This is a genomic window from Ruegeria sp. AL2 (genome assembly GCF_056540845.1).
This window is the reverse complement of the sequence record NZ_JBQFXM010000009.1, coordinates 103352-121997: the sequence shown is the minus strand read 5'-3', so window position 1 is coordinate 121997 and position 18646 is coordinate 103352. Positions and strand designations below refer to the sequence as shown.

Here is an 18646-nt window from a genome sequence, read left to right as displayed (position 1 = left end):
AATCTGGATTATACCGGAAGGACCTATTTATGTTTTATAAGGACGAACGGCTAGCGCTGTTCATCGACGGCTCGAATCTTTATGCCGCGGCAAAAGCACTCGGTTTTGACATAGACTACAAACTTCTGCGGCAGGAATTCATGCGCCGTGGCAAGTTGCTTCGGGCTTTCTACTATACAGCGCTGCTTGAAAACGACGAGTATTCACCGATCCGCCCATTGGTTGACTGGCTTCATTACAACGGCTTCACCATGGTCACAAAACCGGCCAAGGAATACACCGACAGCATGGGGCGTCGGAAAATCAAAGGAAACATGGATATCGAGCTGACGGTCGATGCCATGGAACTGGCACCGCGTGTGGATCATATCGTGCTGTTCTCGGGTGACGGGGATTTCCGCCCGCTGATCGCCAGCCTGCAACGTCAGGGCGTTCGCGTATCAGTCGTGTCGACCATCCGCAGTCAGCCGCCGATGATTTCGGACGAACTGCGCCGACAGGCCGACAACTTCATCGAGTTGGAAGACCTGCGCGACGTGATCGGTCGCCCGCCGCGTGAAATGCCGGCAGAGCATCGCAGCGTCGCGGTTGCAGGCGGCAGCTGATCCGGCACCACTGCCTGTTGATGGGAAAAATTCGCGCGGTCAGGACCGGGGTCCTGGCCGCGCTTCTTTAACTAAGGATTGGTGCTTAAACATCCTCTGACTAACAACGATTCGTGTCAGATGAATGACAATGTCCTGTCTGGACCAAGGCCGGGAAAAGACTTACCTGTGCCCTAAGGAGACAGCCGAATGACCAAGCCGCCACTGACACTTTACCTGGCCGCCCCCCGCGGGTTCTGCGCCGGTGTGGACCGCGCCATCAAGATCGTTGAAATGGCCCTGCAGAAATGGGGGCCGCCGGTCTATGTGCGCCACGAGATCGTGCATAACAAATTCGTGGTCGACGGGTTGCGGGCCAAAGGGGCTGTGTTTGTCGAAGAACTGCATGAATGCCCCGATGACCGCCCGGTGATCTTTTCCGCCCATGGTGTTCCGAAATCGGTACCCGCCGAAGCCGCGCAACGTGAGATGATCTATGTGGATGCCACCTGTCCCCTGGTGTCGAAGGTTCATGTCGAGGCGCAGCGTCATGCGGATGCGGGATTGCAGATGATCATGATCGGCCACAAGGGCCATCCCGAAACCGTTGGCACGATGGGACAGCTGCCAAAGGGTGATGTGCTGCTGGTCGAAACGGTCGAGGATGTGAGCACCGTGCAGGTGCGCGACCCCGACAAGCTGGCCTTTGTCACCCAGACCACCCTGTCGGTGGATGATACCAAGGACATCATCGCAGCCCTTCAGGACCGGTTCCCGGCCATTGTCGGGCCGCATAAGGAAGACATCTGTTATGCCACCACCAACCGGCAGGAGGCCGTGAAGGCCGTGGCCCCCAAGGCCGATGCGCTGCTGGTTGTGGGAGCTCCGAACTCGTCAAACTCCCGCCGTCTGGTCGAGGTTGCCTCACGCGAGGGGTGCAAATACGCGCAGCTGGTCCAGCGTGCGACCGAGATCGACTGGCGCGCTTTGCAGGGCATCGAAAGCGTTGCGGTGACCGCAGGCGCATCGGCCCCGGAATTGCTGGTGAACGAGGTGATCGACGCCTTCCGCGACCATTACGATGTCACTGTCGAGCCGGTCGAGACCGCAACCGAAAACGTCGAGTTCAAAGTACCGCGCGTGTTGAGGCAACCGGCGTGACCGGCGTGCCGAAGGCGCCTCTCTATCTGGGGCTGGCGGGACTGGTCCCGTTTGTCTGGGGCGCGCTGACATATCTGAACGGCGATCTGAACGACTGGGGCACGCATACATTTGGCCCGCGCTTTGTCGGGCCTTATGTGCAGCTGTTTTATGGCTCGGTCATCCTGAGCTTTATGTCAGGTGTGCTGTGGGGGTTTGCCACCAAAACCTCGGGCAGCAAGGCGGCGCTGTGTTATGCGCTGTCGGTCCTGCCTGCGCTGTGGGCCTTTGCCATGACGGGCGGCGGGCCGGTCACTGCGGGCACCAATCTGATCTACGGGTTCACCGGCTTGCTGCTGCTGGACGCCCTGTTTTCATACTGGCGGCTGACGCCGGTCTGGTGGATGCAGCTGCGTATCCTGCTGACCGCAGTCGTTCTGGCCAGCCTAGCCGTCGGAGTGTACCTGTGAGCGACAAACGCACAATTGATGCCTATACGAAGAGAGTAAACGAATATCTGGCCATTCCTTTGCCAGCCGAACAGCTCAAGACCCGTCAGGATTTTGCCGATGCGGTCGGTGCGGGCGGTTATGTGCTGGATCTGGGGTCAGGACCCGGATCGGACAGCGGTTTCCTGATGCGTCAGGGGCTGAAGGTGCGGGCGCTGGATGCCACCCCCGCCTTTGTCGAACATGCCCGCCGGAACGGGGTGGACGCGCATCTGGGCACGTTCGACGACGTTACCGAAACCGCCGAATATGATGGCGTCTACGCCAGTTTTTCCCTGCTGCACGCGCCGCGTGCGGATTTTCCGCGTCACCTGAAAGCGATCCACACGGCCCTGAAGCCCGGAGGCCAGCTGTTTCTGGGCATGAAGCTGGGCACGGGCGAGCATCGTGACGATCTGGACCGCTATTACACCTATTACTCGGAAGCCGAAATCCGAGAGGCGCTGACCCAGGCCGGGTTCACGGTTGACCGCGCGGTCGAAGGAATGGGCAAGGGTCTGGCCGGGTCGTACGACGGGTTTATTCTGGTGTTCGCCCATGCCTGAGTTGTTTGCCTATACAGATGGCGCCTGTTCCGGCAATCCCGGCCCCGGAGGCTGGGGCGTGCTGCTGCGCGCGAAGAACGGGGACAGGGTTCTGAAAGAGCGGGAACTGAACGGCGGCGAGGCCGAGACGACCAACAACCGGATGGAGTTGCTGGCTGCCATCAGCGCGCTGGAGACGCTGGAGCGCCCGTCGAAGATCACCATTGTCACCGACAGCGCCTATGTGAAGAACGGCGTCACCGGCTGGATATTCGGCTGGAAGCGGAATGGCTGGAAAACCTCGAACAAGAAGCCGGTCAAGAATGTCGATCTGTGGCAGCGTCTGGACGAGGCGCAGGAACGACATGATGTGACATGGGAATGGGTCAAGGGCCATGCGGGCCATCCCGAAAACGAAAAGGCCGATGAACTGGCCCGCGCAGGCATGGCGCCCTTCAAGCCGAAAAAGGCGCAGGCGTGAGCGCGCTGACGCTGCTGGATTATGCCTCGGTTCTGATCTTTGCGCTGACCGGGGCGCTGGTGGCCAGCCGGGCGCAGCTGGATCTGGTGGGTTTTGCTTTCATGGCCTGCCTGACCGCAGTTGGCGGCGGCACGGTACGCGACCTGCTGCTGGACCGGCACCCGATCTTCTGGGTCGGCCAGCCGGATTACATCCTGATCGCCGTCGCGGCGGCGGTGTTTGTGTTCTTTACCGCCCATCTGGTGGAAAGCCGCTATAACTGGCTGGTCTGGCTGGACAGTTTCGCGCTGTCGGTCGCCGTTGCGGCCGGAACCGGTGCCGCGCTGTCACTGGATCAGCCCGGTATCATCGTCGTGCTGATGGGTGTGACGACCGGGTGTCTGGGCGGGCTGATGCGCGACGTGGTCTGCAACGAGGTGCCGCTGGTCCTGAAACAGGGCGAACTTTACGTCTCGTGCGCGTTTGTGGGGGCGTTGACGGCGGTCCTTGCGGTCAGGCTGGGGCTGGAGCCCGCCTTTGTGCTGGGCCTGTGCGCCCTTGTGTGCTGGGCCTTGCGGGCCGGGTCGCTGGTGTTTGGCTGGCAGTTGCCCGTCTACAAAAGCCGCCCGCCCCGAAACTGAACCTGTCGGTGGACGCGACCGGGGCGGGCTGATAGCTGTTTGGAACGCGCAGCCCGGAGGCCAAATGCCGTTCAGACTTACATCGATTGCGGTCTCACTGGCTTTGCTGGCCTCATGCGGCGCATATTATGCACCCGTCCGCTTTGTTGCTGAGGGTGACCGGATCATCGCCTCGGGCACGATTGACGAAACAACGCTGTCCGCTTTCGAAGACGTCACCGCGGAAAATCCCGAAGCGCGCACGCTGGTGCTGCAATATATCGAGGGGTCGGTGGATGACGACGCCAATGTCATCTTCAGCCGCGAGGTGCGCAAGGCCGGGTTCGATACCGTTGTGCCATCGGACGGTCTGGTTGCCAGCGGCGGCACAGATCTGTTTCTGGCCGGACATCGCCGCGTTTTGCAACCGGGGGCCTGTGTCGGTGTTCACAGCTGGGCCGGATCGGGGCTGGTGGCGACGGAGCTGCCCAAAGATGACCCGGAACATGACCGCTATCTGGATTATTTCAGGGACATTGGTGTGGATGAGGCGTTTTACTGGTACACGCTGTATGCGGCCCCGGCCGACAGCATCCACTGGATGACCGCCGCCGAGGCGAACCGGTTCGATATGACGACGAAAGCCGCCCCGGCGCTTGGTTCAGCGCTGGAGTGCGACGAGCGCTGATCTGCTGCACTATCTTGTCGAGTGAAGGTTTCCAGGACGGAATGCGCGGCCAAGGAATATGCTAGCGGCGCAGGTAGGTCTGCCAGATCCAGATCACCAGCAATGCGCCCAGAACCGCGCCCACAAAGCCCGACATCCAGCCCATGACGGTTATCAGAAACCGCAGAACGAACCCTCCGATCAGGGCCCCGAAAACACCGATCAGCATGGTGGTTGGAATGTCCGCCTCGATCCGCATCAGGCGGGTGGCGAGGAACCCCGCGGCAGCGCCGATGATGATCAGGGCGACGACGGGCATGTCATTTCCTCCAATGCGTCGGCACGATGATCAGGGCGCCGATAGACGAGATCACCGCGTCCAGACCCGGAGGGCCAAAGCTGATGCCGAACATGATGCGGATGAAGTAGAACAGGAACGCCCCGCCCACGCAGATGATGATCGACTGAAGATAGCCGTTATGGGTGAACCCGGTCTGTTCGGACAGATATCCGACAATCCCGGCAATCACGACGGTCCCCATCATCACCATGAACATCGGGCTTCTCCTAGGTCAGGCGGGTGCCGGTGGGAATGGGCCAGCCCCGCAGGAAGGTTTCCCTATCCTGCGCGCCTTTACCCGCCCGTTGCAAGCGCAGCAGTTCGACCGCGCCCTGACCGCAGGCCACGTGCAGGTCGTTGTTCAGAACCTCACCCGCTGCGCCCTGCCCGTCTGCCAGCCGCGATGCCAGCAGCTTGATGCGTTCGCCATTCATTTCGGTCCACGCGCCGGGAAAGGGTGACAGCCCGCGAATTTGCCTGTCGACCTCAACCGCCGGGCGCGTCCAGTCGATGCGGGCCTCGGACTTGTCGATCTTGGCGGCATAGGTCACGCCATCCTCGGGCTGCGGTTCCGGTGTGAGATCCGGCAGCTTGGCCAGAGCCTCGACGATCAGCGCGGCCCCCATGGCCGAGAGCCGGTCATGCAGATGCGCGGTGGTTTCTTCAACCTCAATCGCGGTTGCCTGTCGCAGCAGGACCGGGCCGGTGTCCAGACCGGCCTCCATCTGCATGATGCAGATCCCGGTTTCGGCATCGCCGGACATGATCGCCCGGTGGATCGGGGCGGCACCGCGCCAGCGCGGCAGCAGGCTGGCGTGGATGTTCAGGCAGCCGTGTCGCGGCGCGTCCAGAATGGGTTGCGGCAGGATCAGGCCATAAGCGACGACGACGGCGATATCGGCGTTCAGCGCGGCAAACGCGGTCTGTTCGTCAGCAGATTTCAGAGAGGTTGGGTGGCGGACGGGCAGGCCCAGCGCCTCGGCCCGGGCGTGAACCGGTGTCGGGCGGTCTTTCTTGCCACGTCCGGCGGGGCGCGGGGGCTGACAGTAGACGGCGGCGATGTCGTGCCCGGCTCTGACGAGTGCGTCCAGCACCGGGACCGAAAAATCGGGGGTTCCCATGAAGATGATGCGCATCGTTGGCTCCGGCGGTTGGGACAGGTGCCGGGCTGAAGCCCGGCCTACGGACGTCAGGGTTGTTTGCGCGCCTTGCGCAGCAGCATATCACGTTTGACCTTGCTGAGCCGGTCGAAATACATCCGTCCGTTCAGGTGGTCGATCTGGTGCTGCACGCTGGTCGCATCGATCCCGACGAAATCGCGGCGATCCAGCATGCCATGTTCGTTCAGGAACTTCACGGTCACCGCGCGCGGGCGTTTGATTGTGGCCGAGACGCCGGGCAGATTCGGGCTGGCCTCTTCATGTTCGCGCAGCTCGATCGAGCTGTGCAGGATTTCCGGGTTTGCCAGACGCACGGCCCGGCCCCGTTCGGCAGAGCCGTCAACAACGGCAAGCCGCAGCATCACCCCGATCTGTGGCGCGGCAAGACCGACGCCGGGCATCGCCTCCATCGTGTCGATCATGTCGTCCCAGATGGCGCGGACCTCATCGGTGATCTCGGGCACCTCATCCGCCTTGTTGCGCAGGCGCTTGTCAGGCCATGGCAGGCAGGTACGAACGGTCATGCACGGGCCCGTTCACGTTTGAGCTTTTGCATCTTGCGGGTGATCATCTGCCGTTTCAGCGGCTTGAGATAGTCGATGAACAGCTTGCCGTCCAAATGATCGATCTCGTGCTGAACGCAGGTGGCCCAGAGCCCGTCAAAGGTTTCCTGTTGCAGGTTTCCGTCGCGGTCCATCCAAGTCACATCGACCACTTTGGGGCGCGTCACCTCGGCGTATTGATCAGGGATCGACAGGCAGCCTTCCTCGTAGACATTGGTTTCTTCCGAGGCCGCGATGACCTGCGGGTTGAACATGATCAGCGGGCGCGGCGCCTCGCCTTCTTCCTTAATGCAATCCAGCACGATCAAGCGATCCAGCACGCCGATCTGTGGCGCGGCGAGGCCAACACCCGGGGCGTCATACATCGTTTCCAGCATATCATCGGCCAGTGCGCGCAGGTCGTCCGTGAGGTCGGCCACGGTGGCGCAGACCTTCTTGAGACGGGGGTCGGGATAGATCAGGATGTTACGTTTCATGAGGCTGATTTAGGGCATCGTGCCCCGCGCCGCAACGCCCCCCTTGCACCTGCCTGAATTGCGGTTAGCTTTCGACCATCAGAATGGAGCTGACATGACTTTCAACGACCTGATCGACCGCCGGGGCACCAACAGTACCAAATGGGACAAGATGGAGATGCTGTACGGTGTCTCGCCCGAGGACGGGCTGGCCATGTGGACGGCCGATTCCGATTACCCGACGGCCCCTTGCGTGATCGACGCGTTGCGCAAGGCCACAGATCACGGCGTGTTCGGGTATTCCTGGGCGCACCCGGAGTATCTGGCCTCGGTTCAGTGGTGGATGAAAACCCGCCACGACTGGGAAATTGACACGGACTGGGTTCTGACGTCTCAGGGTCTGGGCAATGCTATTGCCCTGTCGCTGGATGTCTGGACCGAGCCTGGCGATCGCATCGTGACCTTCACCCCTGTCTACCATGAGTTTGCCCATAAGGTGAACAAGGCGGGCCGCCGGGTTGTGGAATGCCCGCTGGTGCGCGACGGCGACAGCTATGGGCTTGATCTGGAGGATGCGCAGTCGCGGCTGGACGGGTCCGAGAAGATGTTGCTGTGGTGTTCGCCGCAGAACCCGTCGGGCCGGGTCTGGACGCCAGAGGAACTGCGCGCCGTGGCCGCATTTGCCGAGCGCAACGGGCTGATCCTTGTGTCAGACGAGATTCACCACGATCTGGTCTATCCCGGTGCCAAGTTTGTGCCGATGGATGTGGCGGCCCCGGATGCGCGGCCTTGGACGGTGACGCTGACAGCGGCATCGAAGACCTTTAACATCGCCGGGCAGCACACCGGCAACATGATCATTCCCAACCCCAAACTGCGCGAGGCGATGAAGCATCGGCTGACAACGCTGGATTATGGCCCCAGCGCGTTGGGTGTGGCGATGATCACCGCCGCCTACAGCCCGGCCGGCGCGGAATGGGCAGATGCCCAGATCGCGCATCTGGAGGAAAACCGGCGTCTGTTCGACCAGACCATCGCCGAGATTCCGGGCCTTTGGTCGATGCCTTTGCAGGCGACCTATCTGGCCTGGGTCGACTTTTCCGGCACCGGCATGGATCACACCGAGTTTGTCCGCCGCCTGCGCGAGGATGCGCGGATTGCAACCTCGTCCGGGCCCGGCTTTGGCACTGGCGGAGAAACGTTTGAACGGTTCAACCTGGCCACACAACGGGCGCGGGTCGAGGACGCCTGCGCGCGGCTGAAGCGGGCCTTTGGCGACCTGCAATAAGCCAAGCGGTGGCTGGTTTGACTGGCCTCACGATGAACCGCGCCTGTTGTCCGGGCGCGGACCAGAATGGTGAATTCCAAATCGATAGCCAGCCCTACGGCATGGTGGGCGTCACCCTGACCGAACCCGGGACGATGAAAATCCGAGCCTAGTCTTCGTAGCCCAGCAGTGCGATGGGCGCATCCGGGGCGCGGTAGAAATCCAGCGGTGCCTTGTCATGGGCGGCGGTGCTGCGCTTGAATTCGTATCGCATCTCTCCGCCTTCATCCTGATCGGCAATGATCAGGCATTGATACAAAAGATTGGCCCCGTCATAGATATCGACCAACCCGCGCAGGCGCGGTGTTGTTTCCGCCTCAACCGTGAAACCATCTTTCCACAATTTGAGAATTTTATAGGTATTGTCGCCCATTTGGACACGAAGGCGACTGGCCTTTTTCAATGAGGCGATTCGGGCCGCATCCAACTCGGCGCGTATTTCCTTTGAAACATAAGTACTCATTAAATCATTCCCCCGCTAATGACCTCTATTGTGCGGGAACTGTTGTAAAAATCCAGTGAACGCGTTCGCGGAGCAGGCTGTGCCTGCGGTTTGTTGCACAGAAATCCCAGCATTGGCTGTGCGCGCATGCAGGTCTTGTGCGCGGGCAAATGCATAGGAACGGGCGGGGCTTGGACCTATCTTTGACCAAACGCCTGTGCGGAGGATGAGATATGGGCCTGCTGGTCGACGGAAAATGGCAAGACACCTGGTATGACACCAAATCCACCGGTGGCGCATTCAAACGCAGCGCGGCGCAGTTTCGCAACTGGCTGACCGCTGATGGCCGCGCGGGACCGTCGGGCAAAGGCGGGTTCCGGGCCGAAGCCGAGCGGTATCACCTGTATGTCAGCCACGCCTGCCCCTGGGCGCATCGCACCCTGATCTTTCGCGCGTTGAAAGGGCTGAGCGATCTGATCCCGGTTTCGGTCGTGCATCCCGACATGCTGGACCAGGGCTGGACCTTTGAGGTGGATGATCACGGTGCCACGGGTGACGGTCTTTACGGGCTGAGCCACGCACATCAGATCTATACCAAGGCGGATCCGTCCTATTCCGGTCGCGTCACGGTTCCGATCCTGTGGGACAAGGTGCAGGAGACCATCGTTTCGAACGAAAGTTCGGAAATCATCCGCATGTTCAATTCGGCCTTCAACGATATCACTGGCAATACGGACGATTACTGGCCCGAGGCGATGCGGGACGAGATCGAAGAGGTCAATGCGCGCATCTATTCAGACGTCAACAACGGCGTCTACAAGTCGGGCTTTGCCACCACGCAGGACGCCTATGACGCTGCCGTACACCCATTGTTCGACACGCTGGACTGGCTGGAGGAGCGTCTGGCCCGGAACCGTTACCTGATGGGGGATCGGATCACCGAAGCCGATTGGCGGTTGTTCACAACCCTGATCCGCTTCGACCCGGTCTATCACCTGCATTTCAAGTGCAACCGGCGGCGCCTGGTCGATTATCCGAACCTATGGGCCTATACGCGTGAGCTGTATCAATGGCCCGGTGTCGCCGAGACCGTGAACATGGCCCACATTGTGCGCCACTATCACTACAGCCATGACAGCATCAATCCGCACCGGATCATTCCGGTGAACCCGGTGCTGGATTACATGGAGCCGCATGGACGCGGTCAGCGCCCCGCAGCGTAATGTTCGACCATCGCCGCCAGATCCTCTGGCGGCGTTTCGCTTTGAACATAGGCACAGGCATTGGGACTGTGCGCAAAAATCGACCCGTCGGAAAAGAAGGTGGTGTTGGTGACAAAAATCACCCGCGCCTCGGGGCGGCGATAGCTGGCAAAATCGGCCACAGCCAATGCGCTTCCGGTTTCCAGAACCAGATCCAGCACGATGATATCAAAATCCGTGCCATAGAGCGCCAGAATGGCGGCCTCCTGAGCGTCAACCAGCGTGACTTCAGCGTCTTGCCGCTCCAGATGTCTTTTCCAGACCCGACCAAGGTCGGGGTTACTCTCAACAATCAGAACTTTCATTTGCAACAACCTCGGCACTTGGTATGGTGAGTGGTGCCGACCCCCGTGGTCCGTGATCTCGTTATTTCCTTAACAAAGTGTTAACAGCAGCCGCACGCTTGCGTGTTCGGGCGGATTTGCTTGTGTAAATGGCAAAAATCCGCTTGAAGCACCCCGAAACCGGTCAATCCCCGCAGAGAGAGCAGATGAGTACACTTGATCACGGCTTGGACCCCCGCGCAGTTCGCGACCACGGCGGGGGGCTGGACAGGGCGATTGTCAGGTATGGTGGAACGCGCGCAGATTGGATCGATCTGTCGACCGGAATCAATCCGCATCCTTACGCAGTCGCGGGTCTGACCGCCGGAGATTGGGCCGAATTGCCGGATCACGGTGCCTTTGAACGGCTGAGTGATGCGGCCCGCAGGTTCTGGAACGTGCCACAGGGGGCTGAGATCCTGCCGGCACCCGGTGCATCGGCTGTCATCTCTCGCATTCCGGCGCTGGCCGCGCCAGGTCGTGTCCAGATCACACTGCCCACCTATAACGAACACGCCGCCGCCTTTTCGGCGCAGGGGTGGCGTGTTCAGCCTGAGGGCGCGGCTGACGCCCGCGTGATCGTGCATCCAAATAACCCGGACGGACGTATCTGGCAGGAAAGCGACGTCTCGGCCCCGCTGACCGTGATCGACGAGAGCTTTTGCGATGTCACGCCAGAGGTATCGTTGATCCATCTGGCGGAACGTCCCGGCGTGATCGTGCTGAAGAGCTTTGGCAAGTTCTGGGGGCTGGCCGGGATGCGGCTTGGGTTTGCCATCGGGCGGCCTGAACTGATCAACCGCCTGAACGACCTGACCGGACCCTGGTCAGTGTCCGGCCCGGCCCTGCGGGTTGGGACACAGGCCCTGTCGGACGATGACTGGGCCGATGCCACGCGCGCGCGACTGGCGGATGAGGCGGCCCGGCTGGATGCGCTGATGCTGACCAGGGGCGCAAATATTGTCGGTGGCACCAGCCTGTTTCGTCTTTACAAAGTCGATGACGCCTTGGGCTGGCAGGACCGGCTGGCCCGCGCCCATATCTGGAGCCGTATCTTTCCCTATTCAGCAACCTTTCTGCGTCTGGGTCTGCCGCCAGAAAAGGGCTGGGACAGGCTGGAGGCCGCGCTGTGAGCCCTGCCCTGATGCTGGTCTGCGCCCTGTGTCTGGACGCGGCACTGGGAGAGCCCGATTGGCTCTGGTCCCGCGTCAAACACCCGGCGGTGATGATCGGCAACCTGATCGGCTGGCTGGACAAGTGCCTGAACCACGGAAGCAGACGGAGGCTGAAAGGGGTGGCCGTGCTTGCCCTTCTGATCTGCGGCGCATGGGGTCTTGGGTGGGGTCTGTCGCAGCTGGGGCCGGTGGTTGAAATTCTTTGCTGCGCAATCCTGTTGGCGCAAAAGTCGCTGGTTGCCCATGTCCGCGCGGTTGGTTACGGGTTGCAATCTTCGCTGGAAGACGGGCGGGCGCAGGTGGCTATGATCGTCTCGCGCGACACGCAGGATATGACCGAAGCACAGGTGGCGCGTTCCGCCATCGAAAGTGCGGCAGAAAACCTGAGCGACGGGGTCATTGCCCCCGCATTCTGGTTTCTGGTCGCGGGGCTTCCGGGGTTGCTGGTGTACAAGGCGGTGAACACCGCCGACAGCATGATCGGTTATCGCACCGAAACGTACCGCGATTTTGGCTGGGCCGCGGCCCGGTTCGACGACCTGCTGAACCTGATCCCTGCCCGACTGACCTGTGTGATGATCGTGGCGCTGTCCGGCCAATGGTCTCGCTGGTCTGAGATGGTGCGGGATGCGCAACGCCATATCTCACCCAACGCTGGCTGGCCCGAGGCCGCCATGGCCCGCGCCCTGAATGTCGCGCTGGCTGGGCCGCGCAGCTATGACGGGCAGGTGCGCGACCTAGCCTGGGTCAATGGCGACGCCCCGCGCGAGATCGGTGCATCAGAAGTTTTTCGCGCATGTGACATGCTCTGGCGGGTTTGGGGGCTTGCGCTTGGGCTCGTGTCAGTGTGGGTTGGGGCCAAACTGATATTCTGACGGACCTTTTCATGCGTATACTCTCTGGCCTGATCGCCGCTGCCCTGTTCACCTCACCTGCGCTGGCGCAATGTGGCGGTGGTTTTAATTCCTTTGTCAAAGGGCTGAAGGCCGAGGCCGTGCAGCAAGGTTTGGACAAATCAGCAGTGAACGGGTTCTTTGACGGGGTGCAGCAGGACAGCGCCGTGCTGAAGGCCGACCGGGCGCAGGGCGTTTTTCAGAAGCCCTTTGTTGAATTTTCTCGTCGTCTGATTTCGCAAAACCGGATCGAGCGCGGGCAAGCGATGTCGCGCAAATACGATGCGGTCTTTGATCGGATCGAGCGGGAATATGGCGTTTCCCGCGGGGTGCTGCTGGCCTTCTGGGCATTTGAAACCGATTACGGATCGTTTCAAGGCGACTTCAACACCCGCAACGCACTGGTAACTTTGGCGCATGACTGCCGCCGCCCGGAGCTGTTCCGGCCACAGATCTTCGCCGCCATCGAGCTGTTTCAGAACGGTGATTTCGACCCGGCCCGCACCACCGGTGCATGGGCCGGAGAGATCGGCATGGTGCAGATGCTGCCGCGTGACATACTGGAAAACGGCGTCGATGGTGACGGTGACGGGCATGTCCGCCTGAAAAGCTCGGCACCTGATGCGCTGATGTCGGGGGCCAGAATGCTGTCCCATCTGGGATGGCGCGCGGGTGAGCCTTGGTTGCAGGAGGTCACCGTGCCCGCGCAGATGGATTGGTCCCTGTCCGGCCCCGGCAAACCGCGTTCGGTGGAGGAATGGCAGGCGATGGGCGTACAGGCGCGCGGCGGGTCCTTGGCCAACCTACCCGCCTCGCTGATCCTGCCACAGGGGCGCAACGGGCCTGCCTTTCTGGCCTATCCGAATTTCGATGTCTATTTCGAATGGAACCAGAGCTTTGTTTATGTTCTGACTGCCGCCTATTTCGGAACACGGCTTGAGGGCGGCCAGATCTATGATGCGGGCAATCCCGCGCAGGGCCTGAATGGCGCACAGATGAAACAGTTGCAGACCAAGCTTCAGGCCAAAGGATATGATGTCGGCAAGATCGACGGGATTCTGGGGTCAGGGACGCGAGCTGCGACGCAGGCGGAACAGAAACGTCTGGGCCTGCCTGCGGACGCATGGCCAACGATGGAATTGCTGGAAAAACTCTGATCCAGCGGCCCGCACCGCTGCGGTATGGCGCAAAACCCCAAGATTATTCGACGATATCGGCACCGACGCCGCTGATTATGTGACCGGATATTTCTCGGGGTCAATTCCATGTCTTTGACAGACAATATCAATGTAACTTCCCTTTGGAGGAATACCACCGAATTTGCTGCGAATACCACTGCGGGTTTCGCCCTGGAAGTGGTGAAACCGGGCCCAATCGGGTTCGTAGTCTTCAATGTTCTCGACCGAGTCCAGAAACCCGCGACGCGGCCAATACAAATGCCAATGCTGGCCTCGGTCGATTTCACCGGTGACCCCCAGCGCCCAGCGGGTCACGCTTGGGCCGGTTGTCGTCCACGGAAGGTCATAGAGCGTGATTGTCTCGCCCGCTTCATAGCGTTTGACCAGTTTCTCAACACGATCACTGCCCAACCAAAACGGGATCGGGACTTCTGACTCAAGGAAATTCAGGATCAGACTCAGTGCCAGAGAATTTTTGGGAAGGCGCAAGACGCAATTGTTCATCGCCTTGTTGCGCCAGACGACACCAAACAGATAGTCCGGTGGAACATCCAGCGGCCGGACGCAGTAGATATCCAGATCGACCCACACATAGTCGGTTTTTTGCAACATGTGGATGCGGAAGATGTCTGAATAGACCGCCATCCGTCGTCGGCCACCGGTCAGGTTTTCGGTGGTTTCATCTGTATAGATTTCGCGGGCATCATGAACAACGACGCCTTCGGGAACATCCATGTTCATATCCAGCACGTACAGGTGGAAGACATAGCCATGATCCAGAAAGGACTGAATGCATACTCTTTCAACGCAAGATAACGGCGAGCCAAACCAGAAACTTGCAACTTGAAAATCCAAAACAGCACCTCTTGCCCAAAGCCGAAACGGGATCGCTGCTGCACTAACGAAGCGGTGCGTGGCTCGTCAACCGCGGCGGCGGTTTTGGCACGACTTACCCTGCTTTGCGCCAGCGCGCTGTGTCGAGGTGCCCACAGTTTGGTTCTGGCCTATCTTCGGGCGTGCATTTTTGGGCTAATGTTCCTGGCGTAGCCTTTGGCACCTGCCGCGGGTTCAGTACGCTGCACGGGTTGGTCCATTGCCAAAGTGACCGGCCTGAACTGCTGACTTCCTTATTCGGGCCGCACCGGGTATCGATCCCCTTTCTGATCGATCAGGATCAGCCGCTCGCCACTGTGGACATACAGGTCGCAGCGGCTGAACCCGTTGCGGTACGCAATGCAGACGGAACCGTCATCGGCGATGGCGTAGGTTCCAAAGGCGGAATCTCCGCCCGCGTAGGTATAGGAATAGGCCCCACCGGCCGAAAATTTGGCCTGACCATCATCGTAAAAGGTCAGCGTCTGGCCTGCGAGGGCGTCAAGCTCGGCCACTGTCAGCGGGACATCGCCGGGTTTGACAGGCCAGTCGGCGGCGACAACCGGGGTGGCGGCGATGAGGGCGGAAATCAGGAAACGCGTCATGAGGCCAAGGTAGCGCGTTATGCCTGCAATCATCATAACGTTGCGGTGAGCGGTCAGGCCACCATCTGCTCGGCCTTCTTCAGATCGACCGAAACCAGCTGGCTGACGCCCTGTTCCTGCATGGTGACGCCGAACAGACGATCCATGCGCGCCATGGTCACCGCGTGGTGGGTGATGATCAGGAAACGGGTGTCGGTCTGGCGGCACATCTCGTCCAGCAGGTCACAAAAGCGGGTGACGTTGGCATCGTCCAGCGGCGCGTCAACCTCGTCCAGCACACAGATCGGGGCCGGGTTGGCCAGGAAAACGCCAAAGATCAGCGCGGTCGCGGTCAGGGTCTGTTCGCCGCCCGACAGCAGGCTGAGGGTCGAGAGTTTCTTGCCCGGCGGCTGACACATGATTTCCAGCCCCGCATCCAGCGGGTCATCGCTTTCGACCATGACCAGATTGGCCTCGCCCCCACCAAAGAGATGCTTGAACAGCATCGCGAAGTTCGAGTTCACCTGTTCAAACGCGGTCAACAGACGCTCGCGCCCTTCGCGGTTGAGGCTGGAGATGCCACTGCGCAGGGCTTTGATCGCCTCTTCCAGATCGGCCTTTTCACTGCTGAGCGTGTCAAATTCTTCCTGAACGTCCTTGCTGTCTTCCTCGGCCCGCAGGTTCACCGCGCCCATGGCGTCACGCTGGCGTTTGTGGCGGTTCACTTCGGCTTCCAGAGCATCCGCGGCGGGCATCTGGTCGGGGTTGACGTCCAGCTGGTTCAGCAACTGGTTCGGGGTCAGTTGCTGGTCTTCGGCAATCCGTTCTGCCGCCGCGAGCACGCTTTCCTTTGCCGCGTCACTGCGCGCCTCGGCTGCGGCGCGGTTTTCGCGGGCTTCTGAGGCCAGGCGTTCGGCCTCACGCTCGGCCGTCACCACTTCGCGCAACTGTGTTTCTGCTTCGGCCAGCTTGTCAGCGGCATCGGCCCGCCGGGCTTCGGCGGCTTCGATCAACTCGTTCAGCTCTTCCCGCGCCTCGGCGATTTCGCCGGGGACGGCCATAGCCTCGGTCAGTTCCTCTTCCGAACTTTCCTTGCGCTCGGCAAGTTCCGAAATCCGTTTCTCGGCCGTTTCCAGACGGTGCCGCCAGCCGCTCAGGTCCTTGGTGACCTCCTGCGTGCGTCGGGTGCGGGCGTCGCCTTCACGGCGCAGCTCATCATGGGTCGAGCGGTGGGTCAGCATGGTGATCCGCGCCGCCTCGACCGTCTGCTTGATGTCTTCAACCTCGGCGCGGGCGCTGGCAAGATCACCTAGGTCGTTCAGCGCCGCCTCGGCCTCGCGCAGTTGCACGCGGGCGGACATGGCGTCTTCCTTGTGACGGTCCACGGCGAGGGCCAGGGTTTCCAGCTTGCCCTGCGCGAGGTTGCGATCCGCCTCGGCGCGGCTGAGCTGGCGTGCGGTTTCGGCCATGCGCTGATCGGCGGCACGGCGGGCTTCGCGCGCGCGTCGGTCGGCCTCGGTCACGTCCGCCAGTTGCCGCGACAGGGTTTCATGCGCGGCGCGGGCACCGTCGGCCTGCGCCTCGGTGCGGGCCAGTTCCTGTTTCAGCGCCTCAAGCTTGTTGAGCTGTTCCAGACGCAGCGCCGCCGCACTTGGCGCATCCTCGGCCCAGGCGCGGAACCCGTCCCAGCGCCACAGGTCGCCCGAGCGCGACACAAGACGCTGGCCCGGCTTCAACGACGCCTGCAACCGCGCGCCCTGATCCGCATCGACCAGCCCGATCTGCGCGATGCGACGGCTGAGCCTGTCCGGACCCGACACGTGCAGCGCCAGCGGGTCGACCCCATCGGGCAAGGGTTGATCGCTGTCATAGCCTGCCACCTGAACCCAGCCGGACGGGCCGTCACCTTCAACCAGCGGCGCACGGAGGTCATCGGCCAAGGCTACTCCCAGCGCCTTCTCAAAACCCGGTTCCACGCGCAGCAGGTCCATCACCTGCCCGCCTTCGGCCGTGTCGCGTTCCACCAGCTTGGCAAGCGCGGTTGTTTCGGCGCGGATTGCACCCAATTCGCCTTCGGCCTCGGACCGTTGCGCGCGTGCCTCGGCTTCGCGGGCCTGCGTTTCATTGCGCAACTCATCTGCGGCGGCCAGCGCCTCTTCGGCGGCCTCGGCGGCTTCGCGGGCTTCTTCCTCGCTTTCCTGCGAAGTTTCAAACGCCTCGCTGGCACGGGTCAGGGCTGTTCTGGCCTCATCCACGGCCAGGCGGGCTTTTTCCTCTTCGCCCTCAGAGCGTGCCAGCGTCTTGCGGCTGTCTTCGACCAGTCGCTGCGCCGACTGGTGACGGGCGACAAGACGCGCCATATCTTCGGTCTGCTGCGACAGGTGGTCTTCGCGGTTCTGAAGGATCGACGCGGCTTCGCGGGCAATTTCTGCGGCTTCCGCCACCTTCGCGTCATGCCCTTCGGCGGCCTTGGCCAGTTCGCGGGCTTCCCATTCCAGCCGTTCGATCATCTGGCCCGCATCGCGGTTCAGGCCGGTTTCCCGGTCGATATCCTTGCCGAGTTGATGAATGCGGCTGGTCAGTGTTTCAATGGTCTGGCGCGCGCGGGTTTCCTGATCGGTCAGTTGATCGCGCTGCACCTGCTGGCGTTGCAGGACAGCGGCGGCGATGGCCTCTTCCTCGCGCAGAGGGGGCAGGGTTTCTTCGATCCCGGCCCTTTTTGCTGCTGTGGCGCGGGCTTCGGCCTCGGCGCGGGAGGCCTCGGAAATCCGGGCCCGCAGCTTGTCTTCAGCCTGCTGGCGGGCCATGTCGGCCTCTTTCCAGCGGCGATAGAGCAGCATCCCCTCGGCCTGACGCAGCTGTTCGCCGATTTCGCGATAGCGTGCGGCCTGACGGGCCTGACGGGCCAGTTGCGCAAGCTGCCCGCCCAACTGCTCGAGCACGTCATCGACGCGGGTCAGGTTGGCCTCGGTCGCTTTCAGCTTCAACTCGGCCTCATGCCGGCGTTGATACAGCCCCGAGATCCCGGCGGCCTCTTCCAGAATGCGACGGCGGGCGCGGGGTTTGGCGCTGATCAGCTCGGCGATGCGGTTCTGCCCCACAAGCGCGGGGGAATGGGCACCGGTCGAGGCATCCGCAAACAGCATCTGCACATCGCGCGCGCGCACATCCTTGCCGTTGGTCTTGTAGGCGCTGCCGACATCGCGGGTGATCCGGCGCACGATTTCAAGCTGGTCGGTGTCATTGAACCCCGCGGGTGCCAGACGTTCGGAATTGTCCATGGTCAGGACAACTTCGGCGAAATTGCGGGCGGGCCGTGTGGCGGCACCGGCAAAGATCACATCCTCCATCGCGCCGCCGCGCATGGATTTGGGGCGGTTTTCCCCCATCACCCAGCGCAAGGCTTCAAGAAGGTTGGACTTGCCACAGCCATTCGGACCCACCACACCGGTCAATCCGTCCGCGATGATCAGATCGGTCGGATCAACAAAGCTTTTGAAGCCGGTCAGTTTGAGCTTGCTGAAACGCAATGGCCGCGTGTCCCGTGATTCCTATGAATTGAAAGTC

General features: G+C 61.5%; 22 protein-coding genes. 12 read left to right on the top strand and 10 right to left on the bottom strand.

Going from position 1 to position 18646, the window contains the following annotated elements; all coding sequences use genetic code 11:
* Positions 1–29: 29 nt before the first annotated feature.
* From ACR0ID_RS13015 to ACR0ID_RS12985, 7 genes are all read left to right on the top strand, one after another.
* On the top strand, positions 30–605 hold the full coding sequence (locus ACR0ID_RS13015) for a LabA-like NYN domain-containing protein (RefSeq protein WP_480605993.1): 576 nt from the start codon (positions 30–32) through the stop codon (positions 603–605).
* Positions 606–794: 189 nt separating this feature from the next.
* Complete coding sequence (ispH, locus tag ACR0ID_RS13010; protein ID WP_480605991.1) at positions 795–1745, top strand: 4-hydroxy-3-methylbut-2-enyl diphosphate reductase; 951 nt, start codon at positions 795–797, stop codon at positions 1743–1745.
* Entirely contained in the window at positions 1742–2194 is a 453-nt protein-coding gene (locus ACR0ID_RS13005; protein WP_480473882.1) for a DUF3429 domain-containing protein, read from the top strand. The genes ispH and ACR0ID_RS13005 overlap by 4 nt, the downstream gene beginning before the upstream one ends.
* A complete protein-coding gene (locus ACR0ID_RS13000; protein WP_480605988.1) occupies positions 2191–2778 on the top strand; it encodes a class I SAM-dependent methyltransferase in 588 nt (195 codons plus the stop codon). Before ACR0ID_RS13005 ends, ACR0ID_RS13000 begins: the two co-directional genes overlap by 4 nt.
* Positions 2771–3238, top strand: coding sequence for a ribonuclease HI (rnhA, locus tag ACR0ID_RS12995; protein WP_480519465.1), 468 nt, complete (start codon positions 2771–2773; stop codon positions 3236–3238). The genes ACR0ID_RS13000 and rnhA overlap by 8 nt, the downstream gene beginning before the upstream one ends.
* Complete coding sequence (locus tag ACR0ID_RS12990) at positions 3235–3858, top strand: trimeric intracellular cation channel family protein (protein WP_267364069.1); 624 nt, start codon at positions 3235–3237, stop codon at positions 3856–3858. Before rnhA ends, ACR0ID_RS12990 begins: the two co-directional genes overlap by 4 nt.
* Before the next feature lie 64 nt (positions 3859–3922).
* A complete protein-coding gene (locus ACR0ID_RS12985; RefSeq protein WP_480605985.1) occupies positions 3923–4525 on the top strand; it encodes a COG3904 family protein in 603 nt (200 codons plus the stop codon).
* 61 nt (positions 4526–4586) lie between these two features.
* Here ACR0ID_RS12985 and ACR0ID_RS12980 read toward each other — a convergent pair whose 3' ends face one another.
* The 5 genes from ACR0ID_RS12980 to def (ACR0ID_RS12960) are packed head-to-tail and all read right to left on the bottom strand — an operon-like array spanning position 4587 to position 7043.
* Positions 4587–4823, bottom strand: coding sequence for a GlsB/YeaQ/YmgE family stress response membrane protein (locus ACR0ID_RS12980; protein ID WP_480473887.1), 237 nt, complete (start codon positions 4821–4823; stop codon positions 4587–4589).
* Between the two features lies 1 nt (position 4824).
* Positions 4825–5061: a hypothetical protein gene (locus ACR0ID_RS12975; protein WP_267364066.1), complete on the bottom strand. Its 237-nt coding sequence runs from the start codon at positions 5059–5061 to the stop codon at positions 4825–4827.
* A gap of 10 nt (positions 5062–5071) precedes the next feature.
* A complete protein-coding gene (gene fmt / locus ACR0ID_RS12970; protein WP_480605983.1) occupies positions 5072–5980 on the bottom strand; it encodes a methionyl-tRNA formyltransferase in 909 nt (302 codons plus the stop codon).
* A gap of 53 nt (positions 5981–6033) precedes the next feature.
* A complete protein-coding gene (def, locus tag ACR0ID_RS12965; protein WP_480605980.1) occupies positions 6034–6528 on the bottom strand; it encodes a peptide deformylase in 495 nt (164 codons plus the stop codon).
* Entirely contained in the window at positions 6525–7043 is a 519-nt protein-coding gene (gene def, locus ACR0ID_RS12960; protein WP_480605978.1) for a peptide deformylase, read from the bottom strand. Before def (ACR0ID_RS12960) ends, def (ACR0ID_RS12965) begins: the two co-directional genes overlap by 4 nt.
* A 94-nt stretch (positions 7044–7137) precedes the next feature.
* On the opposite strand from def (ACR0ID_RS12960), the gene ACR0ID_RS12955 reads away from it, so the two are divergent.
* A complete protein-coding gene (locus ACR0ID_RS12955) occupies positions 7138–8310 on the top strand; it encodes a MalY/PatB family protein (RefSeq protein ID WP_480605975.1) in 1173 nt (390 codons plus the stop codon).
* Positions 8311–8458: 148 nt separating this feature from the next.
* On the opposite strand, the gene ACR0ID_RS12950 is transcribed toward ACR0ID_RS12955, so the two are convergent.
* Positions 8459–8812 (bottom strand): hypothetical protein, encoded by a 354-nt coding sequence (locus tag ACR0ID_RS12950; RefSeq protein ID WP_480605972.1) that lies wholly within the window; start codon positions 8810–8812, stop codon positions 8459–8461.
* Between the two features lie 212 nt (positions 8813–9024).
* Here ACR0ID_RS12950 and ACR0ID_RS12945 point away from each other — a divergent pair, with 212 nt between their 5' ends.
* The gene (locus ACR0ID_RS12945; RefSeq protein WP_480605969.1) at positions 9025–10014 is read left to right on the top strand and encodes a glutathione S-transferase family protein; all 990 of its coding nucleotides are present in this window, start codon (positions 9025–9027) and stop codon (positions 10012–10014) included.
* On the opposite strand, the gene ACR0ID_RS12940 is transcribed toward ACR0ID_RS12945, so the two are convergent.
* Positions 9996–10358, bottom strand: coding sequence for a response regulator transcription factor (locus tag ACR0ID_RS12940; protein ID WP_209506176.1), 363 nt, complete (start codon positions 10356–10358; stop codon positions 9996–9998). The genes ACR0ID_RS12945 and ACR0ID_RS12940 overlap by 19 nt on opposite strands.
* A 185-nt stretch (positions 10359–10543) precedes the next feature.
* On the opposite strand from ACR0ID_RS12940, the gene cobD reads away from it, so the two are divergent.
* Genes cobD through ACR0ID_RS12925 form a run of 3 tightly spaced genes read left to right on the top strand, consistent with a single transcriptional unit; the run spans position 10544 to position 13601 of the window.
* Entirely contained in the window at positions 10544–11509 is a 966-nt protein-coding gene (cobD, locus tag ACR0ID_RS12935; protein ID WP_480605966.1) for a threonine-phosphate decarboxylase CobD, read from the top strand.
* Positions 11506–12426 carry an adenosylcobinamide-phosphate synthase CbiB gene (cbiB, locus tag ACR0ID_RS12930; protein ID WP_480519447.1) on the top strand — a complete coding sequence of 307 codons (921 nt, stop codon included), beginning with the start codon at positions 11506–11508 and terminating at the stop codon, positions 12424–12426. Before cobD ends, cbiB begins: the two co-directional genes overlap by 4 nt.
* A gap of 11 nt (positions 12427–12437) precedes the next feature.
* Positions 12438–13601: a lytic murein transglycosylase gene (locus ACR0ID_RS12925; RefSeq protein ID WP_480605963.1), complete on the top strand. Its 1164-nt coding sequence runs from the start codon at positions 12438–12440 to the stop codon at positions 13599–13601.
* 75 nt (positions 13602–13676) lie between these two features.
* On the opposite strand, the gene ACR0ID_RS12920 is transcribed toward ACR0ID_RS12925, so the two are convergent.
* The 3 genes from ACR0ID_RS12920 to ACR0ID_RS12910 form a co-directional block, all read right to left on the bottom strand.
* Complete coding sequence (locus ACR0ID_RS12920; protein WP_480605961.1) at positions 13677–14477, bottom strand: hypothetical protein; 801 nt, start codon at positions 14475–14477, stop codon at positions 13677–13679.
* A 272-nt stretch (positions 14478–14749) separates the two neighbouring features.
* Positions 14750–15100: a hypothetical protein gene (locus tag ACR0ID_RS12915; RefSeq protein ID WP_480473899.1), complete on the bottom strand. Its 351-nt coding sequence runs from the start codon at positions 15098–15100 to the stop codon at positions 14750–14752.
* 53 nt (positions 15101–15153) lie between these two features.
* The gene (locus ACR0ID_RS12910; RefSeq protein WP_480605957.1) at positions 15154–18609 is read right to left on the bottom strand and encodes a chromosome segregation SMC family protein; all 3456 of its coding nucleotides are present in this window, start codon (positions 18607–18609) and stop codon (positions 15154–15156) included.
* Positions 18610–18646: the final 37 nt, after the last annotated feature.